Consider the following 21368-nt stretch of genomic DNA (forward strand, 5'->3'; position numbering starts at 1 on the left):
AACTCGAGTTCTGTGATATAATAAAAATTAATTATTACATATTATGGAGGGATACTCGTGAGCAAGGTCTCTCAGCGTCAACTTGCTATTCTTGATTTTATCAAAACTGAAGTAAAAGCCAAAGGTTATCCACCATCCGTTCGTGAAATTGGAGAGGCCGTTGGACTTGCTTCTTCATCAACTGTGCACGGACACCTTGATCGTCTTGAAAGAAAAGGACTCATTCGTAGAGATCCAACTAAACCAAGAGCAATTGAAGTCCTACATGGTAATGATAACGAGAATGGAATTGAAAACTTCCCTTCCGTTGCCCGTGTTCCACTGATTGGTAAAGTTACTGCTGGTCTACCGATTACTGCAACAGAGAATATCGAAGATTACTTCCCACTTCCAGCTCATCTTGTGAAGGAAGATAACGTGTTTATGTTAAGCGTTATGGGCGAATCCATGGTCGATGCAGGCATTCATGATGGAGATTATGTTATTGTTCGTCAGCAACAGACTGCCCACAACGGTGAAATTGTTGTTGCAATGACAGAAGAGAATGAAGCGACGGTTAAGCGTTTCTACAAAGAAAAGGATCATATCCGCTTACAACCGGAGAACTCAGCAATGAAGCCGATCCGTTTGAACAACGTAACGATCTTAGGTAAAGTGATTGGATTATTTAGAGATATTTAATCATCATGAATACAATAAAGATCCCTTCCAGAATCAGTAAGAAATGATTCTGGAGGGGATTTTTATTGTTCACACGGTGATAGACGAATTACTAAAACCAGTTAGAACTGCTTCATTCTTATGTATAATGTTCAGCTGATTGTCGGGCATGATCATTCATTACATTGTTTATACATAAGTACCCTCCAATAATAAAACCCCTCAACGCTTAGAGCGCCAAGGGGTAGATGATATTAGTATAATGTCATGTATTGATCGCGTTCCCAAGCGTGAACTTGCGTGCGATACATATCCCATTCGATTTCTTTCAGTTCGTAGAAGTGTTGTAATGCGTGCTCACCAAGTGCTTCACTCATTACTTCACTTGCTACAAGCTCATCAAGTGCATTTTTCAAGTTAAGTGGCAAGCTTGGAATTCCTTCTTGAATGCGCTCTTCTTCCGTCATCACGTAAATGTTACGATCTGTTGGAGGAGGGCTTTGCATCTTGTTCTTAATTCCATCTAAACCTGCTTTTAGCATAACTGCAAGTGCAAGGTAAGGGTTCGCAGCTGGATCTGGATTACGAACTTCAATACGTGTACTTAGACCACGTGAAGCTGGAATACGAACCATTGGTGAACGGTTGGAAGCGGACCAAGCTACATAACAAGGAGCCTCATAACCAGGAACTAGACGCTTATAGGAGTTAACCGTTGGGTTTGTTATCGCTGCATAAGCACGAGCATGGTGTAAGATACCAGCCATGTACTGACGAGCTGTTTCACTTAAACCCAACTTATCGCTCTCATCATAGAAAGTGTTTTCTTTGCCTTTGAACAAGGATTGGTGACAGTGCATACCCGAACCGTTCACACCGAATAATGGCTTCGGCATAAATGTTGCATGCAAACCGTGTTGACGAGCAATCGTCTTAACAACAAGCTTGAATGTTTGGATTTGGTCAGCTGCTTTAATCGCATCTGCATATTTGAAGTCGATTTCGTGTTGACCTGGTGCTACCTCATGGTGAGAAGCTTCGATCTCAAAACCCATTTCTTCAAGTGTCAATACGATTTCACGACGGCAGTTCTCACCCATATCTGTCGGAGCAAGGTCAAAGTAGCCACCTTGGTCATTCAGTTCCAATGTTGGGTTGCCTTTTTCATCTGTTTTGAATAAGAAGAATTCAGGTTCTGGCCCTACGTTCATCGCCGTATAACCCATTTCTTCTGCTTCTTTAAGTACTCTTTTCAAAATACCACGTGGATCTCCATCGAATGGATTGCCATCTGGCATGTAAACATCACAAATTAAACGAGCAACACGGCTTTCTGTTACCCATGGGAAAATTACCCACGTGCTGAGATCCGGTACTAAGTACATGTCGGACTCTTCAATACGAACATAACCTTCAATGGAAGAACCATCAAACATCATTTTGTTGTCAAGCGCTTTTTCAAGTTGACTCACAGGGATTTCTACGTTTTTGATTGTACCTAATAGATCCGTAAATTGTAGACGGATAAAACGAACATTTTCTTCACGAGAAATACGCAGAATATCTTCTTTTGTGAAACTCATCTTAACTCCTCCTCCATGGTTACAAGCTCTAATTTATCTAGAGAACATTAGTGAAAAAAGCGGGATAGCTCGCCTTGAATCAGCGATACCTGCCCATGTCTATTCCCTACAAACAGCTGTTGTTTCAACATTCTGTGTAGTTGAGAATCTGACATCTCTTTACGTTTCACTTCTGTTTGCTCGTTGAGTACAGTTGCTTCTTCAGAGTCCTTCGACACTGGAAGCAGCACTTGTTTAATACCGGCGATATTGACACCTTTTTCAATTAAGGCTTTGATTTCTAGCAATCTAGCAACATCATTAAACGAATATAATCGTTGATTTCCTGCAGTACGTGCCGGAATAATCAATTCATGCTGCTCGTAATAACGAATTTGACGCGCAGTAAGATCGGTCAATTTCATTACGATTCCAATCGGAAAAAGCGCCATGTTTCTTCGAATTTCATCGCTCAAGATTCATCACTCCCGTAACAATTAACATGTGCTCATTGTACCTTTGATCACACAAACGTGTCAATAACATGTTAGGAAAGTTCACAACAAATTCAGATTCACTAAATTCTGAAGTGCATTAAGTGCTCCAAACTTGCTGTGGGAGTAAGTTAAACCACCTTGCATATAGGCGATGTAAGGTTCTCGAATCGGTGCATCTGCCGATAATTCCAGTGAACCTCCTTGAATAAAAGTACCTGCCGCCATAATGACAGGATGCTTGTATCCAGGCATATCCCACGCTTCAGGAACGACATGTGCATCAACAGCTGATGCTTTCTGGATCCCTTGAACGAAGCTAATCAGATGCTCGCTGCTTGTGAAACGAATCGCTTGAATCAGATCCGTACGCGGTGCATTCCAAGCCGGACTTGTCGTAAATCCAAGCCCTTCAAATAAAGCTGCCGCAAACACAGCACCCTTAATTGCTTGTCCCACCGCATGCGGTGCAAGGAAGAAACCTTGGAATATGTTCCGAGTTTCGCCTAGCATTGCTCCTACTTCTCCACCAATCCCTGGTGCTGTTAACCGATTCGCAGCAAGTGTCACGAGATCTTGTCGACCTGCGATATATCCACCCGTAGCGGCAATGCCACCTCCAGGGTTCTTGATAAGCGAACCTGCCATTAAATCCACGCCATCCTCAGTTGGCTCCATTTTCTCGGTAAACTCACCATAACAATTGTCGACGAACACAACGACATCCTCTTTGATGCTTTTCACATAACGAACCATCTCTCCGATCTCCGCAACAGTGAAAGATGGACGCCAGTCATAACCGCGCGAGCGCTGAATACCAATTACTTTTGTGTTCGGTTTAATCGCTGCTCGTATTGCTTCCCAATCAGGTGCTACACCGCCTAGAAGTGGAACTTCATTATAAGCGATACCGAAATCGCGTAACGATCCTGTTCCATCTCCTTCTTTTCCAATCACTTTATGAAGTGTATCGTAAGGTTTCCCCGTAATATACAGCAATTCATCCCCCGGACGAAGCACTCCGAACAAAGCCGTTCCAATTGTATGTGTTCCCGAAGCAAAATGCGGACGCACAAGTGCCGCCTCCGCTCCGAATACTTCTGCATAAACCAAATCTAACGTTTCACGACCACGATCGTTATACGCATAACCAGTAGAATTTGCAAAGTGAAAATCACTTACTTTATGGTTTTGAAAAGCACGTATGACCTTCCACTGGTTGTGATCAATAACATGATCAATCTCACGAAATCGTTCTTGTACTTTTACTTCAGCTTGTGTAGCCATATCTGTAATCTTTTGATCAAAAAACATTTAAATTAACGCTCCCATCCTTAGTTCCACTCATGCTGATCGAGTTATTGCTTCTATATTAGAAGTTTTATTCTAATTCTTCAGACGCAGTTACTTCATCACCAACAACAAATTCCTTTAATTTATATCCAAGTTTCGCATAATCGTCTGCATTCACTCGAACTTCGAACAACATTTTATCATCCAACACTTCTGTATTTAACACATCCCCAATGCGATACACCAAAGCCGTCATATCTCCGCGCTCAACTGGAATCGCAAATTGAATGGAATCACCCATTAATTTTTCTTGAATGATAATTTTTAATTTTTCCAGATCCTCACTGTTATAAGCAGAAAGTTTCATTGTATCTCCACCGCCCATTGGCAGTAGTTCTAACTCTTCTGGTGGACATAGATCAATTTTGTTAAACAACGTAATCTGCTCTTTGCCTTGTGCCCCAAGCTCACTTAAAACTTCTTCAACAACACGCATGTGCTCTAGACGCATCTCTGCAGATGAGTCCACAACATGTAGAATCAAATCCGCCTCACAAACTTCTTCTAATGTAGCTCGGAATGCTGCAACGAGATCATGCGGCAAATTCTGAATAAATCCAACCGTATCCGTAAGTACAATTTCCTTGCCACTAGGCAGTTTCATTGTACGGGAAGTCGGATCAAGCGTCGCGAATAGTTGATTTTCCACATATACATCCGCATCCGTAAATTGCTTCAGCAATGTCGATTTCCCTGCATTCGTATAGCCGACAAGCGCAACTTGATACACACCACTCTTCTTACGACGTTCACTATGTAAAATACGATGACGCGTTACTTCGAAAAGCTGCGCCTTCAGATCGTCTATCCGACCGCGAATATGTCTACGATCTGTCTCAAGCTTGGATTCACCCGGACCTCTCGTTCCAATACCGCCACCTAGACGCGATAAGTTTTTACCATGTCCAGATAAACGAGGTAACAAGTAACTAAGCTGAGCAAGCTCAACTTGAATAATACCTTCACGCGTTCGCGCACGCTGAGCAAAAATATCCAGAATCAACTGCGTACGGTCGATAATTTTCACATCTAGTGCAGCTTCTAGATTACGTACCTGAGCACCTGAAAGTTCTTGGTCAAATATTGCTGTATTCGCATCTAATGTTTCAAGTCGCTCTCTAAGCTCCTCAACTTTTCCTTTTCCAATAAACCATTTCGTATCGACTGATTCTTTATTCTGAACCAACGTCTCTAGTACTTCAACACCCGCGGTCTCCGCCAATTTAATTAGCTCTTGTAAGGAGTATTCGTTCAGCTCTTCACGCTTTTTCAATTTTTGAGTCACGAGAGAGACAAGTACTGCTCGATCCTGTGTTTTAACCTTAACTTCATGTAAGGTTGTTCGCATAACATCACCTATGTATCTCAAGCAATTAGCCTGTAATTTTTGTATATAGCATACCACTAAAGCACAATTAAGACCAACTTATCACCCTAAAGTAAACATAAGAAAAACGCGGCATTCACCGCGCATAACGATTAGAATAATCCAGCCTTTTTCTCAAAACGAATATCCTCCGGGCGGAGTTGCATTAATTCTTGTTTAGACGGCTGTTTAGGATGTGGATTTTGCTGTAAGAGTCGTACTGCTTGATGACGCATCGCACGCTCAATTATGTTTCTCACATATCTTGCGTTACTGAAGGAGGTTAATGTCATCAACTTCTCCGCAGCGAGATGCTGCCGTAGCTTCATCTCTGCTGTACTTGAAAAAGTATACTCCCGCTCCTTCGTCATCAAATCTGCAATCTGCATCAGTTCATCCACCGAGTAATCAGTGAAATCGACTTGAATCGCAAATCGTGAGGGTAAGCCTGGATTCGTCATTAAGAATTGCTCCATTTCTAATGAGTATCCAGCAAGTATAAGAATGAAGCTGTTCTTGTGGTCCTCCATAGCTTTTACCAAACTATCGATGGCTTCCTTACCGAAATCCTTCTCCCCACCACGCGCGAGCGAATAAGCTTCATCAATGAATAGGATGCCACCAAGCGCTTTTTTTACCAATTCACGTGTCTTAATCGCCGTATGGCCGATGTATTCACCGACGAGATCTGCACGTTCTACTTCAATGAGATGCCCTTTGGATAACACACCCATCGTCTGAAACAACTTAGCCATAATTCGTGCCACAGTCGTTTTGCCAGTCCCAGGGTTGCCTTTGAATATCATATGATACACTTGCGCGCTTGAATGTAATCCTGCGGTTGAGCGATATTGCCCCACTTGAAGCAAAGCATAAATTTCATACACCAATTCTTTTACATTTTCCAAACCAATCATCCGATCTAGCTCCTGCATCACTTCAGTAAATTGAACTTGACCTGGAAAAGCACGATTCGCAATAGAAGAACTCGCAGATACAGGTAACTGCTGCAAAGTTGGGATTGGTCCATCATTTTGCCGAAGCACAACGTTAATCTGATTTGAGTTTCGCACGGCGCTTAAGCTGTCGCTCGACTTACGTCCATTCACAGCCATCACCTCTTTTCCCATCGTCTGTCTCTATCTAATATTATATTGGGTAAGACGAGAATTATTTGCGAAAAATAAATAAACCTGCTCAAAAAGAACAGGTTCATCTATTTCCCTGATTTTGATTTCAATACAGTCTTTTCTTCTATACCGTCCCAGATAAGTTGGATATTACTCTTTCAACTACTGGATTTGTGGAGCCGGTTCTTTCAAGCCACTTAATGCTTTTTCAGCTTCCTCAAGGATTATACGTTGAATAGAGTTCTGTTGCTCACGTTGCTTGGTATTATTGATGACATGCTGCAGGGCATCGATATAAGCTGTGTTATAGGCTTCTTCCTTAGAAGTCAGAATATCAGGCTGTACGCCTACTCCTTCCCAATTCATTTGGCTGACAGGATTAATGGAGCGTCCATTCGGTATGAAAACATGAAAATGATCATGCAAAATATACTCCATACCTGGATTCGCCCCACCTCCCGTTACCTCTCCGATAATCGTGACACGCTTTAATTGCTGCATGTTATAAGCAAATTCTTCTGCTGCAGAGAATGTAGAATTGCTAGTTAATAGGTAAACCGGTTTGTCCAAGTATCTGCTCCCAGGAATATAAGGTAACGTCCAGGATTGGAAATATTGTTCATCGGTTCGGAAATACATGCTATTGAGATGAACAGGCTCGGAAGTGAAGAAATAGCTGCACAACAGGGCTACCGTTCCCGGATAACCTCCACCATTGTGACGCAAATCAATAATGAGAGCAGATGTATCGGATAGTATATTCATTGCAGCTACGATTTTACTTCCAACAAGTTCAGGATTATGAAAGTTTCGAAGGTCGAAATAACCGATATTACCTGCAAGTCGTTCAACCTTATATACTCCATAATTAACATGTTCCAGACGTTCTTTCTCCTGATTGACGGAAGCCACATCTTCTTCGGTTTCATTCTCTTCAATGACATCCTCGCTATACCGCAATCTTAGATGCTTATCCCCATTAATTTCTCTCATATGCTCGTTTAAAGTTGCAACTAATTCGGCCGCTGTATGTAATTGTGAATATTCGTTGTTCTCCAGTCGTTCACGAATACGCTGTACGATCGAATCTGCTATTTCAGGAAAAATATAAATTGCTACTAGTTTTTCTAGTATGCCCTCAATGACTTGCTTGCGTATTTGATCATTAATTATCATTTCTTCCGCCTTCATTTAACATTTCCTCCCCTTTAAAAAGGTATATTCTATCTAATTATAATAGAATATTCTGGAAAATAAATAAACCTGCTCAAAAAAGAACAGGTTTGTGACTTGTATGAAGTTTAAAGATAATTACTGACTTATGGGAAGTGGAACTACGGATGATTAGATATTACTCGCTTGCTTCTTCGGATGCTGCTTCTTCTTCAGAAACTTCTTCGGATGCTGCTGCTTCAGCTTCCGCTTCTGCAAGCTCAGCTTCAACTTCTTCTACCTCTTCTGCTACAACCTCTTCTACTACTTCTTCAACAGTTTCTTCTGATGCTGCTACTACTTCTTCGTTTAAGTTTTCCATATCTAATCCCTCCCAAGTTACTAGAACTCTTGTCCCAGCTTATCCTCATTATATCAGGTAATTTTGGGGTTTAATAGAAAATATTTTGTCGAAAATCATATAATTTAGATTTCATTTTTATTACATAAGATTATATTTATTTACATAATTTTCTTTTTTTAAAATTATACTAATTTCTATATACATAGGTTGTAATAGAAATTAGTTTTGCTAGGGTTGGTTGCGTTGTTCTCATTGACTATCACGACATCTGCACTTGCAGATTCTCTACGCTATCCAATGTACAAAATCTGTGATTTTCCTTTGTAATAGCCTTGCTTAACACTATAAATTTTTAGTTTGCCGATAATAATCTGACTTATGTAATAATGCGGAGTGCAATAAAGATCAATTCTCTCTTCGCTCAAAAGATCAAATGAGCCTGTTGCTTCATCAAGCATTAAGACTTTCAGTTTAGTTAGCAATGCCTTGGCTATTACAATTCGTTGTCGCTGACCTCTAGCTCCATATCTAACTAAACGATAACATTAGAGTTATCGTGGCAATTCAAATGCAAGAATAGACGGCACCCGATTATCTAACAATCGTAAATATTCGTACCCCATCCCAACAGTCCCTGTCATCAATCCATCACACTCCAATCTTGCAATTAAGCGATCAGATGACTGATATGCTTTATAATCCACAATCGCTTCCATGGCCCAATTATTTGCAATATCGGAAAGACTAGAATCATTCATCAGTTTACTTAAGTGTAGCAAAATTCCAGCATTGCCTAATATACCGTGACACAAACAAAAACTACTATACATACTCCCACGATTCAACAAAGTCTGTAGTGCATTCTTATAGTCTTGAGTAACAAATTCCCATTCTTGTGATTGTAGAAGACTCATTGCATCAAGTTGATGCATAATCTCTGCGCGACCAAGTGCGATACCAGGTGCACCATGACACCAAAAGTCAGCATATACAAGTCTATCTGTATAGCGCAAGTCTTTCCAATTTTGTTCATTTTCCGAATAGTAATGATTTTCATACATGAGCAATTTTTTTGCCATGATCAGATAATGTTCACAGCTAGACGGTTTAATAGGATTATTACTTGTTCTAGTAAGCCATATGAACGCCCATGCTAACCCCGCTGCACCATGAGATAAACCCGTCAACAACACTTGATTATTCGTTATACTATGTTTATCGACTACTTCTTGGTTCGTCAGTCCATCAGGTTCTATTGTCAAACCAGCATCAATATTCAATTTCTCCACTAATGTGTAAAGACGTTCTCCAGCCGCCTTTGCCACATGCAAATACGCTACATCACGCATAGCTTCGTATACACGAAGCAGAACGATAATACAACCTGCAAGTCCCGCAATAATATCATACTCAGTTTCTTGTTCTATTGCCCTCATCAATACGGGTAACCTATTCTTGGCATCTATTAGCAAGGTATCATCTTTCCATAACAACCCACAATAAATGAGTGCATAAATATGACCACCTTCTCCAAAAAAAGCTGAAGTCGAAATTGTTACTTCTTTATTCAATTCACTTGCTTTATCTAGTTCCAACTTATTTAACTGCATAGCATTCAATAGTTGTTGCGCCATCTCTCGATATTGTTGGTCGCAAGTGATATACGTTAGTTGAGCAAGATATAATACATAACCACCTAAACCATTATATATATTGTGTTCTAACCATACTGGCTTATGTTTATTCTCTTCATCAACCATAGCAAACCCAATACACGAAATGTTACTATTATTTGTTTTGACAATACGACGCATTATACTATTACCTATTGATGTCACGAATTGCTGAAATTGTGTAACTCTACTCTCATTATTAATGAGAGCTTGAACTTGTACTGTAATATGGCGATTATATATTTCAGAACGCTGATTATACGAATGACCATCACTAGAAAGATCATTGTCTTCCAAACTGGACAGAGACCAGCGCAAATATTGCAGCTGTTTACTAAGATCCTCTTCAGATAATAGCATCAGGTAATGTTCAACTAACTCAATAATTGACATCGGATAGAAATTGCGTATACAGACTCCACTTGTATCATACAAGTCATGACTATTAATTGAAAACTTAAAGTAAGGAACATCTTGCCTCTGCATTTGTTCCAATTCAAATTCAAAAACAGCTTGTGGTGGATACACCGAGTCATTAACCATTATATGTAATAAGCGATTACGATCTGATTCACTCTGTAAATAATCTGGATGCATACTATGCGATAATAACTTACCATACAAGGATGTCGCCCGAAATACATGACGACCCATCGCATCAGAATAAGGTAAAAGTATGTCACGAACAAAAGTATCGCGATGCATAAGTATTAAGCGATACAAGTCACAGAACCCTTCGGTCATCTGCTTTGTATACATTGAAACATCCATATATTCGCCATTCAATAGGGGGCGATTTTGTTTCTCATCCGTCGTATAAAAGTCGTCAATCAAACAAGCTTCATCCGTGCCAATATTATTAATACGCTGAATCTTCATTAATTGCGACTTCTGTCCACCTCGAGCACCTACTGCACTTAAATCAATATCCAATAGTGGATTAGGAGAATGAATTCCTGGTAGCATAAGTGATGAAAATACCGTTCGCAGATTTTGCTCTCCTAGCATATTCTGCAATTGGGACTCTGTTAAGGGAGTAAATATTGTTTCTAAATCAATTAATACGGGTTGAGTTCCGCTTGCAATTATATTCTCGGAATGATAATCGGTAGCCCCACATGTATAGCATAATGCTGTTAATGCACCTAGACGATAATAAAATTGTTCTACTTCCATGATAGATTGACATGGATTATGACTAATGAACTCGTGATATCCATAAGCCCCACAATTAAACACATTTGGACTACTCAAGATATACTTAATACCTCTCTGATTAATCCAATCCAGCATATGACTATAACATTCATCTATACGTAAGGAGTGGGGTTTATACACTAGTTTAGCACCACTGTTAAACTTAAAAATTGCAACTGATTTACCTTTGTTATGGGTATCTCCTGTTCCAATTTCTATCCCAGTTAGACAATCATATTCGCAGCCATTTTTCAACTTCGACTTGAATTTTATCCAATCTGAATTGTAATGAACCATAATTTCACGTACATATGAGCTAAACATTATCGTGTGTTCTGTCAAGCATCTCGCTAACACTGGGTATGTATCGAAGAACTCTCTTAAATGAAGCGAATCTTCCAATAGTTTAAAATACTCTAGGTATCGCTCATTCGGCGTTTCAGTTGTTAATTCACCTAACTGACTTGCAATGGATATCTCAAGCATTGTTGTTTTATACTGCAAAGCAGACAAACATTTTACACATGATTGCATGAGTCCTTCTTGAACTTGAAGTTTATCAATAATATCATCATTAACATTATTCATAGCTTCCTGAATATTGCAATAAAATTCCGCTAGAAATGAACGGATTATAGGACTACGTTCTATTTCAATAAACTCATTAACTTTAGAGGAATTTAATATTCGGTCCAAATCCTCCTCCCATGTTGTAGGTTTAACACTGCTCTTACCTAATTGAACTAACTTTCTACTCATTAACTATTCCCTCCTTGAATAATCACAATAAAAGTGTATCTAGGAAGAGAGACTATTCGTCATATGAAGTGTAAGAATCATTATTTCCACATTAGAGTAAGAAGTGTAAAGGTAAACTTCACCATCACACTTCTGATCAGTTACCTGCTATTTGCTAGCAAAATGGTATATCTTCTGGTCTGTACGTACAATTGTTTTGAGTCCAACCTTGTGCTAATGCTCTTGGTTCAGCCCCATTACCTACAACAATTTCCTTTAACTGTTCCTCATTTACTTCGCCAATCGGAGAAACAAATCCTTGCTTTACTCGCCCCTTAGAAGAACGATATTGAGCACGTAGTTCATTAATCGACATATACATCTCCTCCTTTCTACATGATAGTAGCACCATATAATATCCTGCTCCATAAAAGAGAAGAAGTGCTCACTATGTTACTCTGCCTATATCTTGATATAACGCTTTCATTTTATAATGCAAACTGAATATTATGTAAATATTGACCAGAATTTCGACATAATTTTTTCTTTACATGGTGATTTATCTTGCTAGCTCGCTTATCTTCAAGACGGTAGTAAGTCCACTGTAACTTTGAATGGCAATTAGAAGACAATTCAATTAATGTCTATGTGCTGCGCTTAATATTTCCGCATAGGGCATAATTCCCACATCTCTATTCGCTCCTTTCAATAGAATACTTACATATTACAACATAAATCGAGTATAATGTTAATATTAACCAAAAATAAGATAGTTTTCTTGTTAAGGGGGAAATTTCATGAAGACTGGAGCACTATTGAAAAAATTAAGGGTAGAGCGAAATATTAGTCAGACTACATTGAGTTATGGCATTTCTAGTAGAACTACTCTTGCTTCATACGAAACTCAAACAAATGATATTCCTCTTGGAAATCTTATTCTGTATTTAGATAAATTGAACGTTAGATTAGATGAATTTCAATATTTCTTAGGTTTGGAATTAACCGAAAAACATAAGTTGTCAGCACAATTATTCGAGGATTTTTATTCAAAGATAACGATCCATGATAAACGTTTGAGCGAAATACTCCAGCTATATAAAAGCACAAATGACATATATTATCTCGCTCTGTACATGGGGATAAAAGGAGCGGTCATTAAAACTTCGGGAGAATCAATTACGGATTTTCTAAGTACACATCAACAATACGTTCGCGCGCTAAAGGGGCATATTGGAAAGGTTGAAAATTGGAGTGCGTTTGAACTATCTATATTAATAAATTGCCTATACATATTTGATGATGATTTCATACTAGGTGCGTCCAAACGTTTAATAAGAGATTTGAATAGTTATAGCCGAATTCGCTTGTTCGAAAAAACTTTATTTACATTTTTCATAAATGCTATTTCTCACTATTTATCGCTTGGAAAGCATAAACTAGCACAAAATTTTGTGGAACAATTAGGGCGTCACGTGAAGTTATCTACTCAATTATATGAGAAAACCATACTATTATATTTTCAAGGCATAATAAAATATAACAGTGGTAAAAGAATTGATGGCGAAAGTGATGTCAAGCAATCTATTCAGATTTTTAAGATGGTAGCTGACGATAAAAAAGCTGAACAAATGGAACGTTTCTTCAAAGATGTCAGAATTACTAATGAGAGTATTACTAATACTAGATCATTTCTTTCTAATGTAGTATCGGTTTAGCCGACAGATTATAAATCTTCCTACAATACATCTGATAGTGAAAGGGCAAGCACTTAGCGTAAATATTATTTTGGGTAATATAAAATGACTTACATAGGCTTAAACTACTAAAAACCGCCTCACTGTCTTTGTAATCGGTATTGGATTCGAAACAGTAGTCACCACTGACAGTACGATTGTATCACTTGGCGCTCTCTTATTTATGACAAATGTATTCGTCAATATTCGAGATAGCAAATAGTATGCCATTATTGTAATTAGTATGTAATAAAAGGACGCCGAACATTATAAATTGTTCAGCGTCCTATCATATTTGATCCCATTTACCGATGAAGCCTTACTCTTAGGTGCTCTAGGGATATATTTTTTAGACCTAAAGTTAATTTACGCAATTAATTTTTCATAATTTTTAAATTTTTCTAACAATTCTGAATCATTATCATGTATACTGTTCGTGAATGGACAATTTAACTATAAAAGGGAGGATTTAACTTTGAAGAAACTTGTTACAATCTCATTGGGTCTTGTACTTTCTTCGACAACACTACTAGCAGCATGTTCTGACAAAACAGCTACAACTAGCGAAACTCCTGCTTCAACTGCAGCTGCAACTCAAGCTGCAACAGCAACTCCAGCGCCTAAGAAAGCTGAAAAACCACCGATTGTTAACAATGGTGTTATTCCTGCATGGGATCTATCCAAAAACCCAGCAAATGCTCTGGCTCGTAAAGATACGATGGTAATAGGTCTTGATGCACCTGAGGGCGTATTTAGTGCTATCTATGGCGATAGCACTTACGACCAATATGTTGTAAACGTAATCTTTGATACCCTGTTAGCATATAAGAAGGATGGTACACTTGAACCAAAACTCGCTGAGAGTTATGAGGTTTCCCCTGATGGCTTGACATACACTTTCAAATTAAATAAAAATGCAAAATTTAGCGATGGCTCTCCAGTAACAGCGGATGATGTTGCATTTACATTTACAACACTACATGATAAATCTTATGACGGACCTGCCGATATCTCCGTTGACCATATTAAAGGTGGAGATGCATATCGTGACGGAAAAGCAACTTCAATCGAAGGCATCAAGGTTGTAGATGCTAACACAATTCAATTTTCAACTACTCAAGTCGTAGCTTCTGGTTTGTATGACTTTGGAACAACAAGCATCATGTCCAAAGCTTACTATGGCAAAGATTATAAACAAGGTGATCTTTCCCCTCTAAAAAATTTAAATGATAAACCAATGGGATCTGGTCCTTACATACTATCGAAGTACTCAGCAGGGCAAGAAGTAATATTAAAAGCCAATCCTAACTATTTCTTAGGCGCACCAAAAACACCTAACTTAATTTTCAAAGTAACCGATGACTCAACAAGAATGCAAACTGTTCAAGCCGGTGAAACTGACACTGATATGATTACAGTAAGTAAAGACAATGTTGAATCTTTAGTGAATTCCGGATTCCTTGATATCAATATCTATCCTACAAATGGTTATGGATTTATTGACATCAACCACACAAAACCAAAATTCAAAGATAAGCGTGTTATTCAGGCATTAACCTATGGATTAGATCGCAAACAAATTGTTGATGCTGTTTTCCAAGGCTTTGCTGATGTAATTAATATTCCTCAATCGAAGCAATCATGGGCATACACGGAAGAAGGAATAAACAAATATGAATTTAATCTCGATAAAGCGAAGCAGTTACTTGACGAAGCAGGCTGGAAAGTTGGCGCTGATGGCATTCGAGAAAAAGACGGTGAGAAATTTGTAATTAACTTCGTTGCTACAACACCTAACTCAGTAAACCCTGCCCTTATTCCAGTTGCTACTGAAAATTATAAAGCACTGGGCATTAAGTTTATTGCAGAACAAATGGATTTCAATGCGATGCAAGCAAAGCGTAAAGCCGGTAATTTTGATATGACATTCCTAGCTACTGGTCTAGGGGCTGACCCTGATGCAAGTACAATGTTTAAAACAAATGGTAGTCAGAATCAAGGTAAATATACCAATCCTAAAGTTGACCAATTGCTTGCAGAAGGTTTGAAATATGTTGATCTCGATAAACGTAAGCCAGTCTACCAGCAGTTATATAAAGAAATCAATGACGATCCTCCCTTCATCTTCATGTACCAAAGACGCGATATGTGGCCAATCAACCATAGATTACAAGGTTTTGATTTATCACCATACAAAAACTTCACGTGGAGTATCGCTAAAGCTCAAATTTCTCAATAATTCCTCTATGCTCAGCCCAATATGGGCTGAGCATATCCATTACTCCTTAGGAGGATGTATATGTGGCAATATATGATTAGACGATTTCTCCAAATGATTCCTACACTTATTGGTATATCCATTATCATCTTTTTCATTTCTGTTCTCATTCCTGGTGATTTCGTTGATTCCAACAAAAATCCAAATTTGTCTATTGAGCGGGCTGCTCAATTAAGATCTTTATATGGTTTGGATCAGCCCTTACATATTCGCTATTTCACTTGGGCTGGTAATATGATTCAGGGAAATCTAGGAGATTCATTACAGCATAAAATGCCTGTAACGAAAGTCATTAAGACTTATATTTGGAATTCTTTTATTATCTCTCTTGCATCCCTTGTAATAAGTTGGACGGTTGCTTTGATCGTAGGAACGATATCCGCAATTAAACAGTATTCACTTATCGATAAAACAACTACATTCTTTGTATTTACAGCCATGTCATTACCTTCGTTCTTCCTCGGACTCCTACTAATTAAGTTATTTGCAGTAGACTTAGGTTATTTTCCAATCGGAGGCATGACAACTGCAGGTGCCAGCGGTGCTACCGGGATGAGTTATTTTAAAGACGTTGTTAATCATATGGTTCTACCCGTAACTGTATTAGTCATGATCAATGCAGGTCAATTAACCCGTTTCTTCCGTACAAGCATGCTTGATGTCATCCGACAAGATTACATTCGCACAGCACGTGCCAAAGGGTTAAAAGAGAGTAAAGTCATTTTCAAACACGCTTTAAGAAACGCTCTTCTTCCTGCTATTACACTTCTAGGATTTGAGATTCCTGGACTATTCGCTGGATCAATTATTACAGAATCCATATTTATATGGCCTGGTATTGGTAAAGTTTATTTGGCATCTATCAACATAAGAGATTATCCACTTATGCTCGGTTTTACAATGTTCAGTGCTGTTCTAACCTTAATAGGAACGTACATATCCGACATTTTGTATGGTATGGCCGATCCAAGAATTCGACTCAAGTAAGGGGGAGTACACTTTGTCACTTGAAGTAACACCATCGAATGTAGACGCATACAAGAAAACAAAAAATGCTTCCTCGCCATGGAAGTCAGCTCTTCGCAGATTACGTAAAAACAAACTTGCCATGCTTGGCCTTATTCTTCTCGTACTTATGTTCACCATTTGCTTTATTGGCCCTCTTCTATCTCCATTTACTGCGGATGATCCTATTAATATTATAAAAGGAAACAAAGCACCCAATTCAACTAACTTATTTGGCACTGATAACCTTGGAAGAGACATCTTACTACGGACGATGTTATCAGGTAGAATCTCACTACTTGTTGGAATCATCGTAGCTGTTATCAATGTTCTTATTGGTAGTACATTAGGTGCAATTGCCGGTTATTATAAAGGTTTCGTAGACACCATCATCATGCGTATTGCTGATGTGATTAATTCAATACCTGGACTACCATTACTCATTATATTGGGTACACTTCTATCTGACATGAAAATCCCTCCCGATCAACGGATCTATATTGTCATGTTGTTGCTTGGCTTCCTATCATGGCCATCACTTGCACGCCTAGTACGTGGTCAAATCCTCACTCTTCGTGAACAAGAATTTATGCTTGCAACAGAGGCGTTAGGGCTTAGAGATCGACGCAAAATTTTTAGACATCTACTGCCTAATACAGTTCCAATCATCATAGTTGTTGCCACATTATCTGTAGCAGGTGCAATTCTTAGTGAATCTACACTCAGTTTCCTTGGACTTGGTGTAGTCCCTCCTACTCCATCATGGGGGAATATGATCACAGCCGCACTGACCTTACTAGAACTGCAAAAACGGCCTTGGATCTGGATTCCACCTGGCGTTTTTATTATTATTACTGTCCTTGCTATTAATTTTATTGGCGACGGGTTACGTGATGCATTAGATCCAAAAATGAAGAGGTAGGAGATTACTTATGGCTAAGAATCTAGTGGAATTTCGCAATCTACAAACTCATTTTCATACAGAAGCTGGAGTTGTCAAAGCTGTCAATGATGTTAGCTTTAAAATCCGCGAAGGGGAAACCCTTTGCGTTGTAGGTGAATCTGGCTGTGGTAAAAGTGTAACTGCCATGTCACTTATGGGTTTAATTGAGAAGCCTAACGGAAGAATTGTCGGAGGCGAAATCATATTTAATGAACAAGATTTATTAAAGCTTAAACATAAAGAAATGCGCTTCATACGTGGCAATGACATTGCAATGATTTTTCAAGAACCAATGTCTTCATTAAATCCAGTCCTTAAGATTGGTGAACAAATCATTGAACCCATTATGGAACACCTAATGCAATCAAAAAAAGAGGCACGTGAAAAAGCGATCGATCTTATTAAGTTAGTAGGTATCCCACGAGCAGAACAAATCTATGAATCCTACCCTCATGAATTAAGCGGTGGGATGCGTCAGCGAATCATGATTGCAATGGCACTCAGTTGTAATCCAAAATTATTAATTGCGGACGAACCCACAACTGCTCTCGATGTTACGATTCAAGCTCAAATTCTTGACATTATGCGAGATATTAAGACTAAAGTAAAAACTGCCATCATGTTAATCACACATGACCTTGGGGTTGTTGCTGAAATGGCAGATTATGTTGTCGTTATGTATGCAGGAAAAGTAATTGAAGAAGCACCCGTTAATGATCTATTTAAAAATCCACAACATCCTTATACGCAAGGTCTGCTAAAAGCAAAACCAATTATTAACCAAAGAACAGAACGTCTTTATTCCATACCTGGCCAAGTACCTAATCCGATCGAACTTGGTGTAAACTGCTATTTCAGTGATCGCTGTGACCGGTGCATGGACATATGCAAAGTAAAACAGCCTCCTCTAAAAGCAGATCCTAATGGTCATAAAGTAGCTTGCTGGTTATATGAGGAGGGACAACAATGAGTGAAGTACTACTTCAAGTCAACAATCTTAAAAAATACTTCCCTATTCATGGCGGTGTATTGCAACGTACAGTTGGTCATGTAAAAGCCGTCGATGACGTCTCCTTCCATATTAACAAAGGCGAGACTTTCGGACTTGTAGGTGAATCTGGTTGCGGTAAGAGTACAATCGGACGAACCATATTACGCTTGCATGAAAAAACGTCGGGTGAAGTTCTATACAAAGGAACTGATCTCCACAGCCTATCTAAGAAGCAACTTCGTGCAATGCGTCCAAAACTACAAATCGTGTTCCAAGACCCATACAGCTCACTTAATCCTCGTATTAAGATTGGCGATGCGATTGGAGAGGCTTTGCTGGATCATGGAATTTACAATAGTAGAAAAGAAGTACGTGAGATTGTGCTTGAAACTATGAAGATATGTGGGCTTTCTTCCTACCACATTGATCGTTATCCACATGAATTCTCTGGTGGACAAAGACAACGTATCGGCATTGCTCGTTCGCTTATCCTCAATCCTGACTTCATCGTGGCAGACGAACCTGTATCCGCTCTTGACGTGTCTATCCAAGCTCAGGTCATTAACTTACTCCAAGACTTGCAACAAACGAAGCAATTAACGTACATGTTCATCTCACATGACCTTAGCGTTATTCAGCACTTATGTACCCAAGTCGGTGTAATGTACTTAGGTTCTATGGCTGAACTAGCTCCGCGGGATGAATTGTTCAGAAATCCGTTACACCCATATACGAAAGCTCTTCTCTCTGCAATTCCAGTCCCAGACCCTACATACAAGAGAGATCGAATCGTATTGCAAGGCGACATTCCAAGCCCGGCTAACCCACCATCCGGCTGCAAGTTCCACACTCGTTGCCCGATTGCAACTGATCGCTGCAAGCAAGAAGTACCAGCGTTCCGTGACATGGGCAATAAACATTATGTTGCATGTCATCTAGTTTAACGAGTATAACGTACATACAAACAGGCTGCTTCTGAGGTAATTAAAGCTCTGAAAGCAGCCTATTCTATAGTTCCTATTATGCAATGATTTGATATCCCTTATCTGTAATAGCCTGCTGAAGCGCATTTGCACTTGTAACTTTCTTATCATACTCAACCGTTACCGTCTTCGCCGCTAGATCAACCTTCGCTTCTGCTCCCAGATTCTGTAGAGCGCCCTCTACTTTCTTCGCGCAACCGCCACAAGTCATTCCAACAACATTAAGCACTAATTTTTCCATCTGTCATCTCCCCTTCAAAATTATGTTGTTTTCTATGTCTTTATAATACCATACCCCCCTATTCTATTCAAGCGGTAAATAAAAACATGCGAGCCCAATTTAACTCGCATGTCCTGTAATTAATCCATTAAGCAGATACACTAGTTGAATTGCTTCCTATCGCCGCATCGCGCTTCCCCTCTAATCGAGGTAAAATGATCGCAAATAGCAAAATCCCCACTAAACCTAAAGAACCAATAATACCCGCCATCACAATCGATGGTAATACCGAACCAAGTGATACCATAGCACCAGCTAGAAACATTGCAACTTGAAAGGACATATCATTGACAGCCAAATACGAGCTTCTCGCATGATCAGGTGTAATGTAGCTAAAGTATGCTTGTCTTACAGACACTGAGCACATCTCTCCAATTGTCGCTAATAACATCGCAATGATAAGCAGCCACAATGAATTGCTGTATGCAATAAAGCTATACCCAAGGACGTATACGAGATATCCGTAAAACACTAATTTCTTCTCACTCGTATTCTTCAGGATATACCCCATCATAATGGAGAAGACGCCAATAATTATTGTATTCTCCGCTTGTAGAAGTCCCATCATACGTATTCCATCTATCGTCCAATTGAAGCTTCCCCATGAGAACACGGATGTCTCTGCAAACTCCTGTGACAACCTAACACCCACATAATTGGATAAGTGGAATTCAACAGATACAACTAGCATCGTAGACGTTATAAAAATAACAAAAGTCGAATCCTTCAATACTTCAGCATAATTTCTACCCATTTGAGCGACCTGTGCAATAAAACCTTGCTGGTCCTGTGCGATATCTTTATTCGGGAAATAACTTTCTTGAATGAAGAAATATGTAATCAAGATGGATAAGATTGTTGCAATATTTAGACCAACTAATAGCTCGAAGAAATAATCTCGGAACAAGTATGCTCCGATAACTGCTGCGAATGCGCTTGCTATATTACGAAGCCAATACATCATTTGATACATATACTTACGAGTGTGCGGTTCTGTCACATCCACTAGCATGGCTTGATTAGCTGGAGAATGGATCCCTCCCGCTGCAGATATAATAATCATCATTACAAAAGTCATCCAAGCAGAATCGAGCCAAGGGGAGTTAAACAACATCATCCCGGCATATCCGAGTAACATGACAATCTCTGCTTGAATCATGAGTTGCCTGCGACCCAATCGATCGGATAAATATCCTCCAATAATAGAAGATATAAGACCTACAATAATGAAGGAGACAATTACTGCTCCTGCAATTGACGCGCCTAAACGTTCAGCAAAGTAAATAGCCATAAAAGGTATAACCATCATTCTAAGCGTATGATTCATGAATGTTAACCAGATTCGCACTTTCACGTTCGGATGAAAATCTCTATATTTCAATCCCCTTCACTCCCCCCTCTATCTAGATAAGAACTTTAATATACACACAATTCTGATAAAAGTCCAAACATTTTTCGCTATATTC

Annotated in this window: 18 protein-coding genes and 1 pseudogene; 7 read left to right on the plus strand and 12 right to left on the minus strand. The window is 39.1% G+C overall.

Annotation, left to right across the window (positions count from 1 at the left end; genetic code table 11):
• The first annotated feature begins 57 nt into the window (after positions 1-57).
• Positions 58-681 carry a transcriptional repressor LexA gene (lexA, locus tag NV379_RS02915; protein WP_258205766.1) on the plus strand — a complete coding sequence of 208 codons (624 nt, stop codon included), beginning with the start codon at positions 58-60 and terminating at the stop codon, positions 679-681.
• 233 nt (positions 682-914) lie between these two features.
• Here lexA and glnA read toward each other — a convergent pair whose 3' ends face one another.
• From glnA to NV379_RS02965, 10 genes and pseudogenes are all read right to left on the minus strand, one after another.
• The gene (gene glnA / locus NV379_RS02920) at positions 915-2243 is read right to left on the minus strand and encodes a type I glutamate--ammonia ligase (RefSeq protein ID WP_258205767.1); all 1329 of its coding nucleotides are present in this window, start codon (positions 2241-2243) and stop codon (positions 915-917) included.
• A 47-nt stretch (positions 2244-2290) separates the two neighbouring features.
• Positions 2291-2698, minus strand: coding sequence for a MerR family transcriptional regulator (locus tag NV379_RS02925; RefSeq protein ID WP_258205768.1), 408 nt, complete (start codon positions 2696-2698; stop codon positions 2291-2293).
• A gap of 81 nt (positions 2699-2779) precedes the next feature.
• Entirely contained in the window at positions 2780-4030 is a 1251-nt protein-coding gene (locus NV379_RS02930) for a methionine gamma-lyase family protein (protein ID WP_258205769.1), read from the minus strand.
• A 67-nt stretch (positions 4031-4097) separates the two neighbouring features.
• Positions 4098-5417: a GTPase HflX gene (gene hflX, locus NV379_RS02935; protein ID WP_258205770.1), complete on the minus strand. Its 1320-nt coding sequence runs from the start codon at positions 5415-5417 to the stop codon at positions 4098-4100.
• A gap of 131 nt (positions 5418-5548) precedes the next feature.
• Positions 5549-6565 (minus strand): AAA family ATPase, encoded by a 1017-nt coding sequence (locus tag NV379_RS02940; RefSeq protein WP_258205771.1) that lies wholly within the window; start codon positions 6563-6565, stop codon positions 5549-5551.
• 162 nt (positions 6566-6727) lie between these two features.
• Positions 6728-7756, minus strand: coding sequence for a S41 family peptidase (locus tag NV379_RS02945; RefSeq protein WP_258205772.1), 1029 nt, complete (start codon positions 7754-7756; stop codon positions 6728-6730).
• A gap of 160 nt (positions 7757-7916) precedes the next feature.
• Positions 7917-8099: a hypothetical protein gene (locus tag NV379_RS02950; RefSeq protein WP_258205773.1), complete on the minus strand. Its 183-nt coding sequence runs from the start codon at positions 8097-8099 to the stop codon at positions 7917-7919.
• Between the two features lie 272 nt (positions 8100-8371).
• Positions 8372-8587, minus strand: a pseudogene (locus NV379_RS26020) (hypothetical protein); the annotation flags it as partial.
• Positions 8588-8632: 45 nt separating this feature from the next.
• Positions 8633-11710, minus strand: coding sequence for a type 2 lanthipeptide synthetase LanM family protein (locus NV379_RS02960; RefSeq protein ID WP_258205774.1), 3078 nt, complete (start codon positions 11708-11710; stop codon positions 8633-8635).
• 154 nt (positions 11711-11864) lie between these two features.
• Complete coding sequence (locus NV379_RS02965; RefSeq protein ID WP_258205775.1) at positions 11865-12065, minus strand: hypothetical protein; 201 nt, start codon at positions 12063-12065, stop codon at positions 11865-11867.
• A 421-nt stretch (positions 12066-12486) separates the two neighbouring features.
• Between NV379_RS02965 and NV379_RS02970 the strand changes: the two genes are divergently transcribed.
• The 6 genes from NV379_RS02970 to NV379_RS02995 all read left to right on the plus strand — a co-directional run bounded on the left by NV379_RS02970 (position 12487) and on the right by NV379_RS02995 (position 19583).
• Complete coding sequence (locus NV379_RS02970) at positions 12487-13404, plus strand: Rgg family transcriptional regulator (protein ID WP_258205776.1); 918 nt, start codon at positions 12487-12489, stop codon at positions 13402-13404.
• Between the two features lie 493 nt (positions 13405-13897).
• A complete protein-coding gene (locus tag NV379_RS02975) occupies positions 13898-15661 on the plus strand; it encodes an ABC transporter substrate-binding protein (protein WP_258205777.1) in 1764 nt (587 codons plus the stop codon).
• A gap of 60 nt (positions 15662-15721) precedes the next feature.
• A complete protein-coding gene (locus NV379_RS02980; RefSeq protein ID WP_258205778.1) occupies positions 15722-16687 on the plus strand; it encodes an ABC transporter permease in 966 nt (321 codons plus the stop codon).
• 13 nt (positions 16688-16700) lie between these two features.
• Entirely contained in the window at positions 16701-17627 is a 927-nt protein-coding gene (gene opp4C, locus NV379_RS02985) for an oligopeptide ABC transporter permease (RefSeq protein ID WP_258205779.1), read from the plus strand.
• A 10-nt stretch (positions 17628-17637) separates the two neighbouring features.
• Positions 17638-18618, plus strand: a complete 981-nt coding sequence (locus NV379_RS02990) for an ABC transporter ATP-binding protein (RefSeq protein ID WP_258205780.1) — start codon at positions 17638-17640, stop codon at positions 18616-18618.
• Positions 18615-19583, plus strand: coding sequence for an ABC transporter ATP-binding protein (locus NV379_RS02995; protein WP_258205781.1), 969 nt, complete (start codon positions 18615-18617; stop codon positions 19581-19583). The genes NV379_RS02990 and NV379_RS02995 overlap by 4 nt, the downstream gene beginning before the upstream one ends.
• 76 nt (positions 19584-19659) lie before the next feature.
• Here the strand turns inward: NV379_RS02995 and NV379_RS03000 are convergent, their stop codons facing one another.
• A complete protein-coding gene (locus NV379_RS03000; protein ID WP_258205782.1) occupies positions 19660-19863 on the minus strand; it encodes a heavy-metal-associated domain-containing protein in 204 nt (67 codons plus the stop codon).
• A 127-nt stretch (positions 19864-19990) separates the two neighbouring features.
• Positions 19991-21256 (minus strand): MFS transporter, encoded by a 1266-nt coding sequence (locus NV379_RS03005; protein ID WP_258205783.1) that lies wholly within the window; start codon positions 21254-21256, stop codon positions 19991-19993.
• Between the last annotated feature and the right edge of the window lie 112 nt (positions 21257-21368).

The sequence above is a fragment of the Paenibacillus radicibacter genome, assembly GCF_024721995.1.
Lineage (GTDB): Bacteria > Bacillota > Bacilli > Paenibacillales > NBRC-103111 > Paenibacillus_AM > Paenibacillus_AM radicibacter.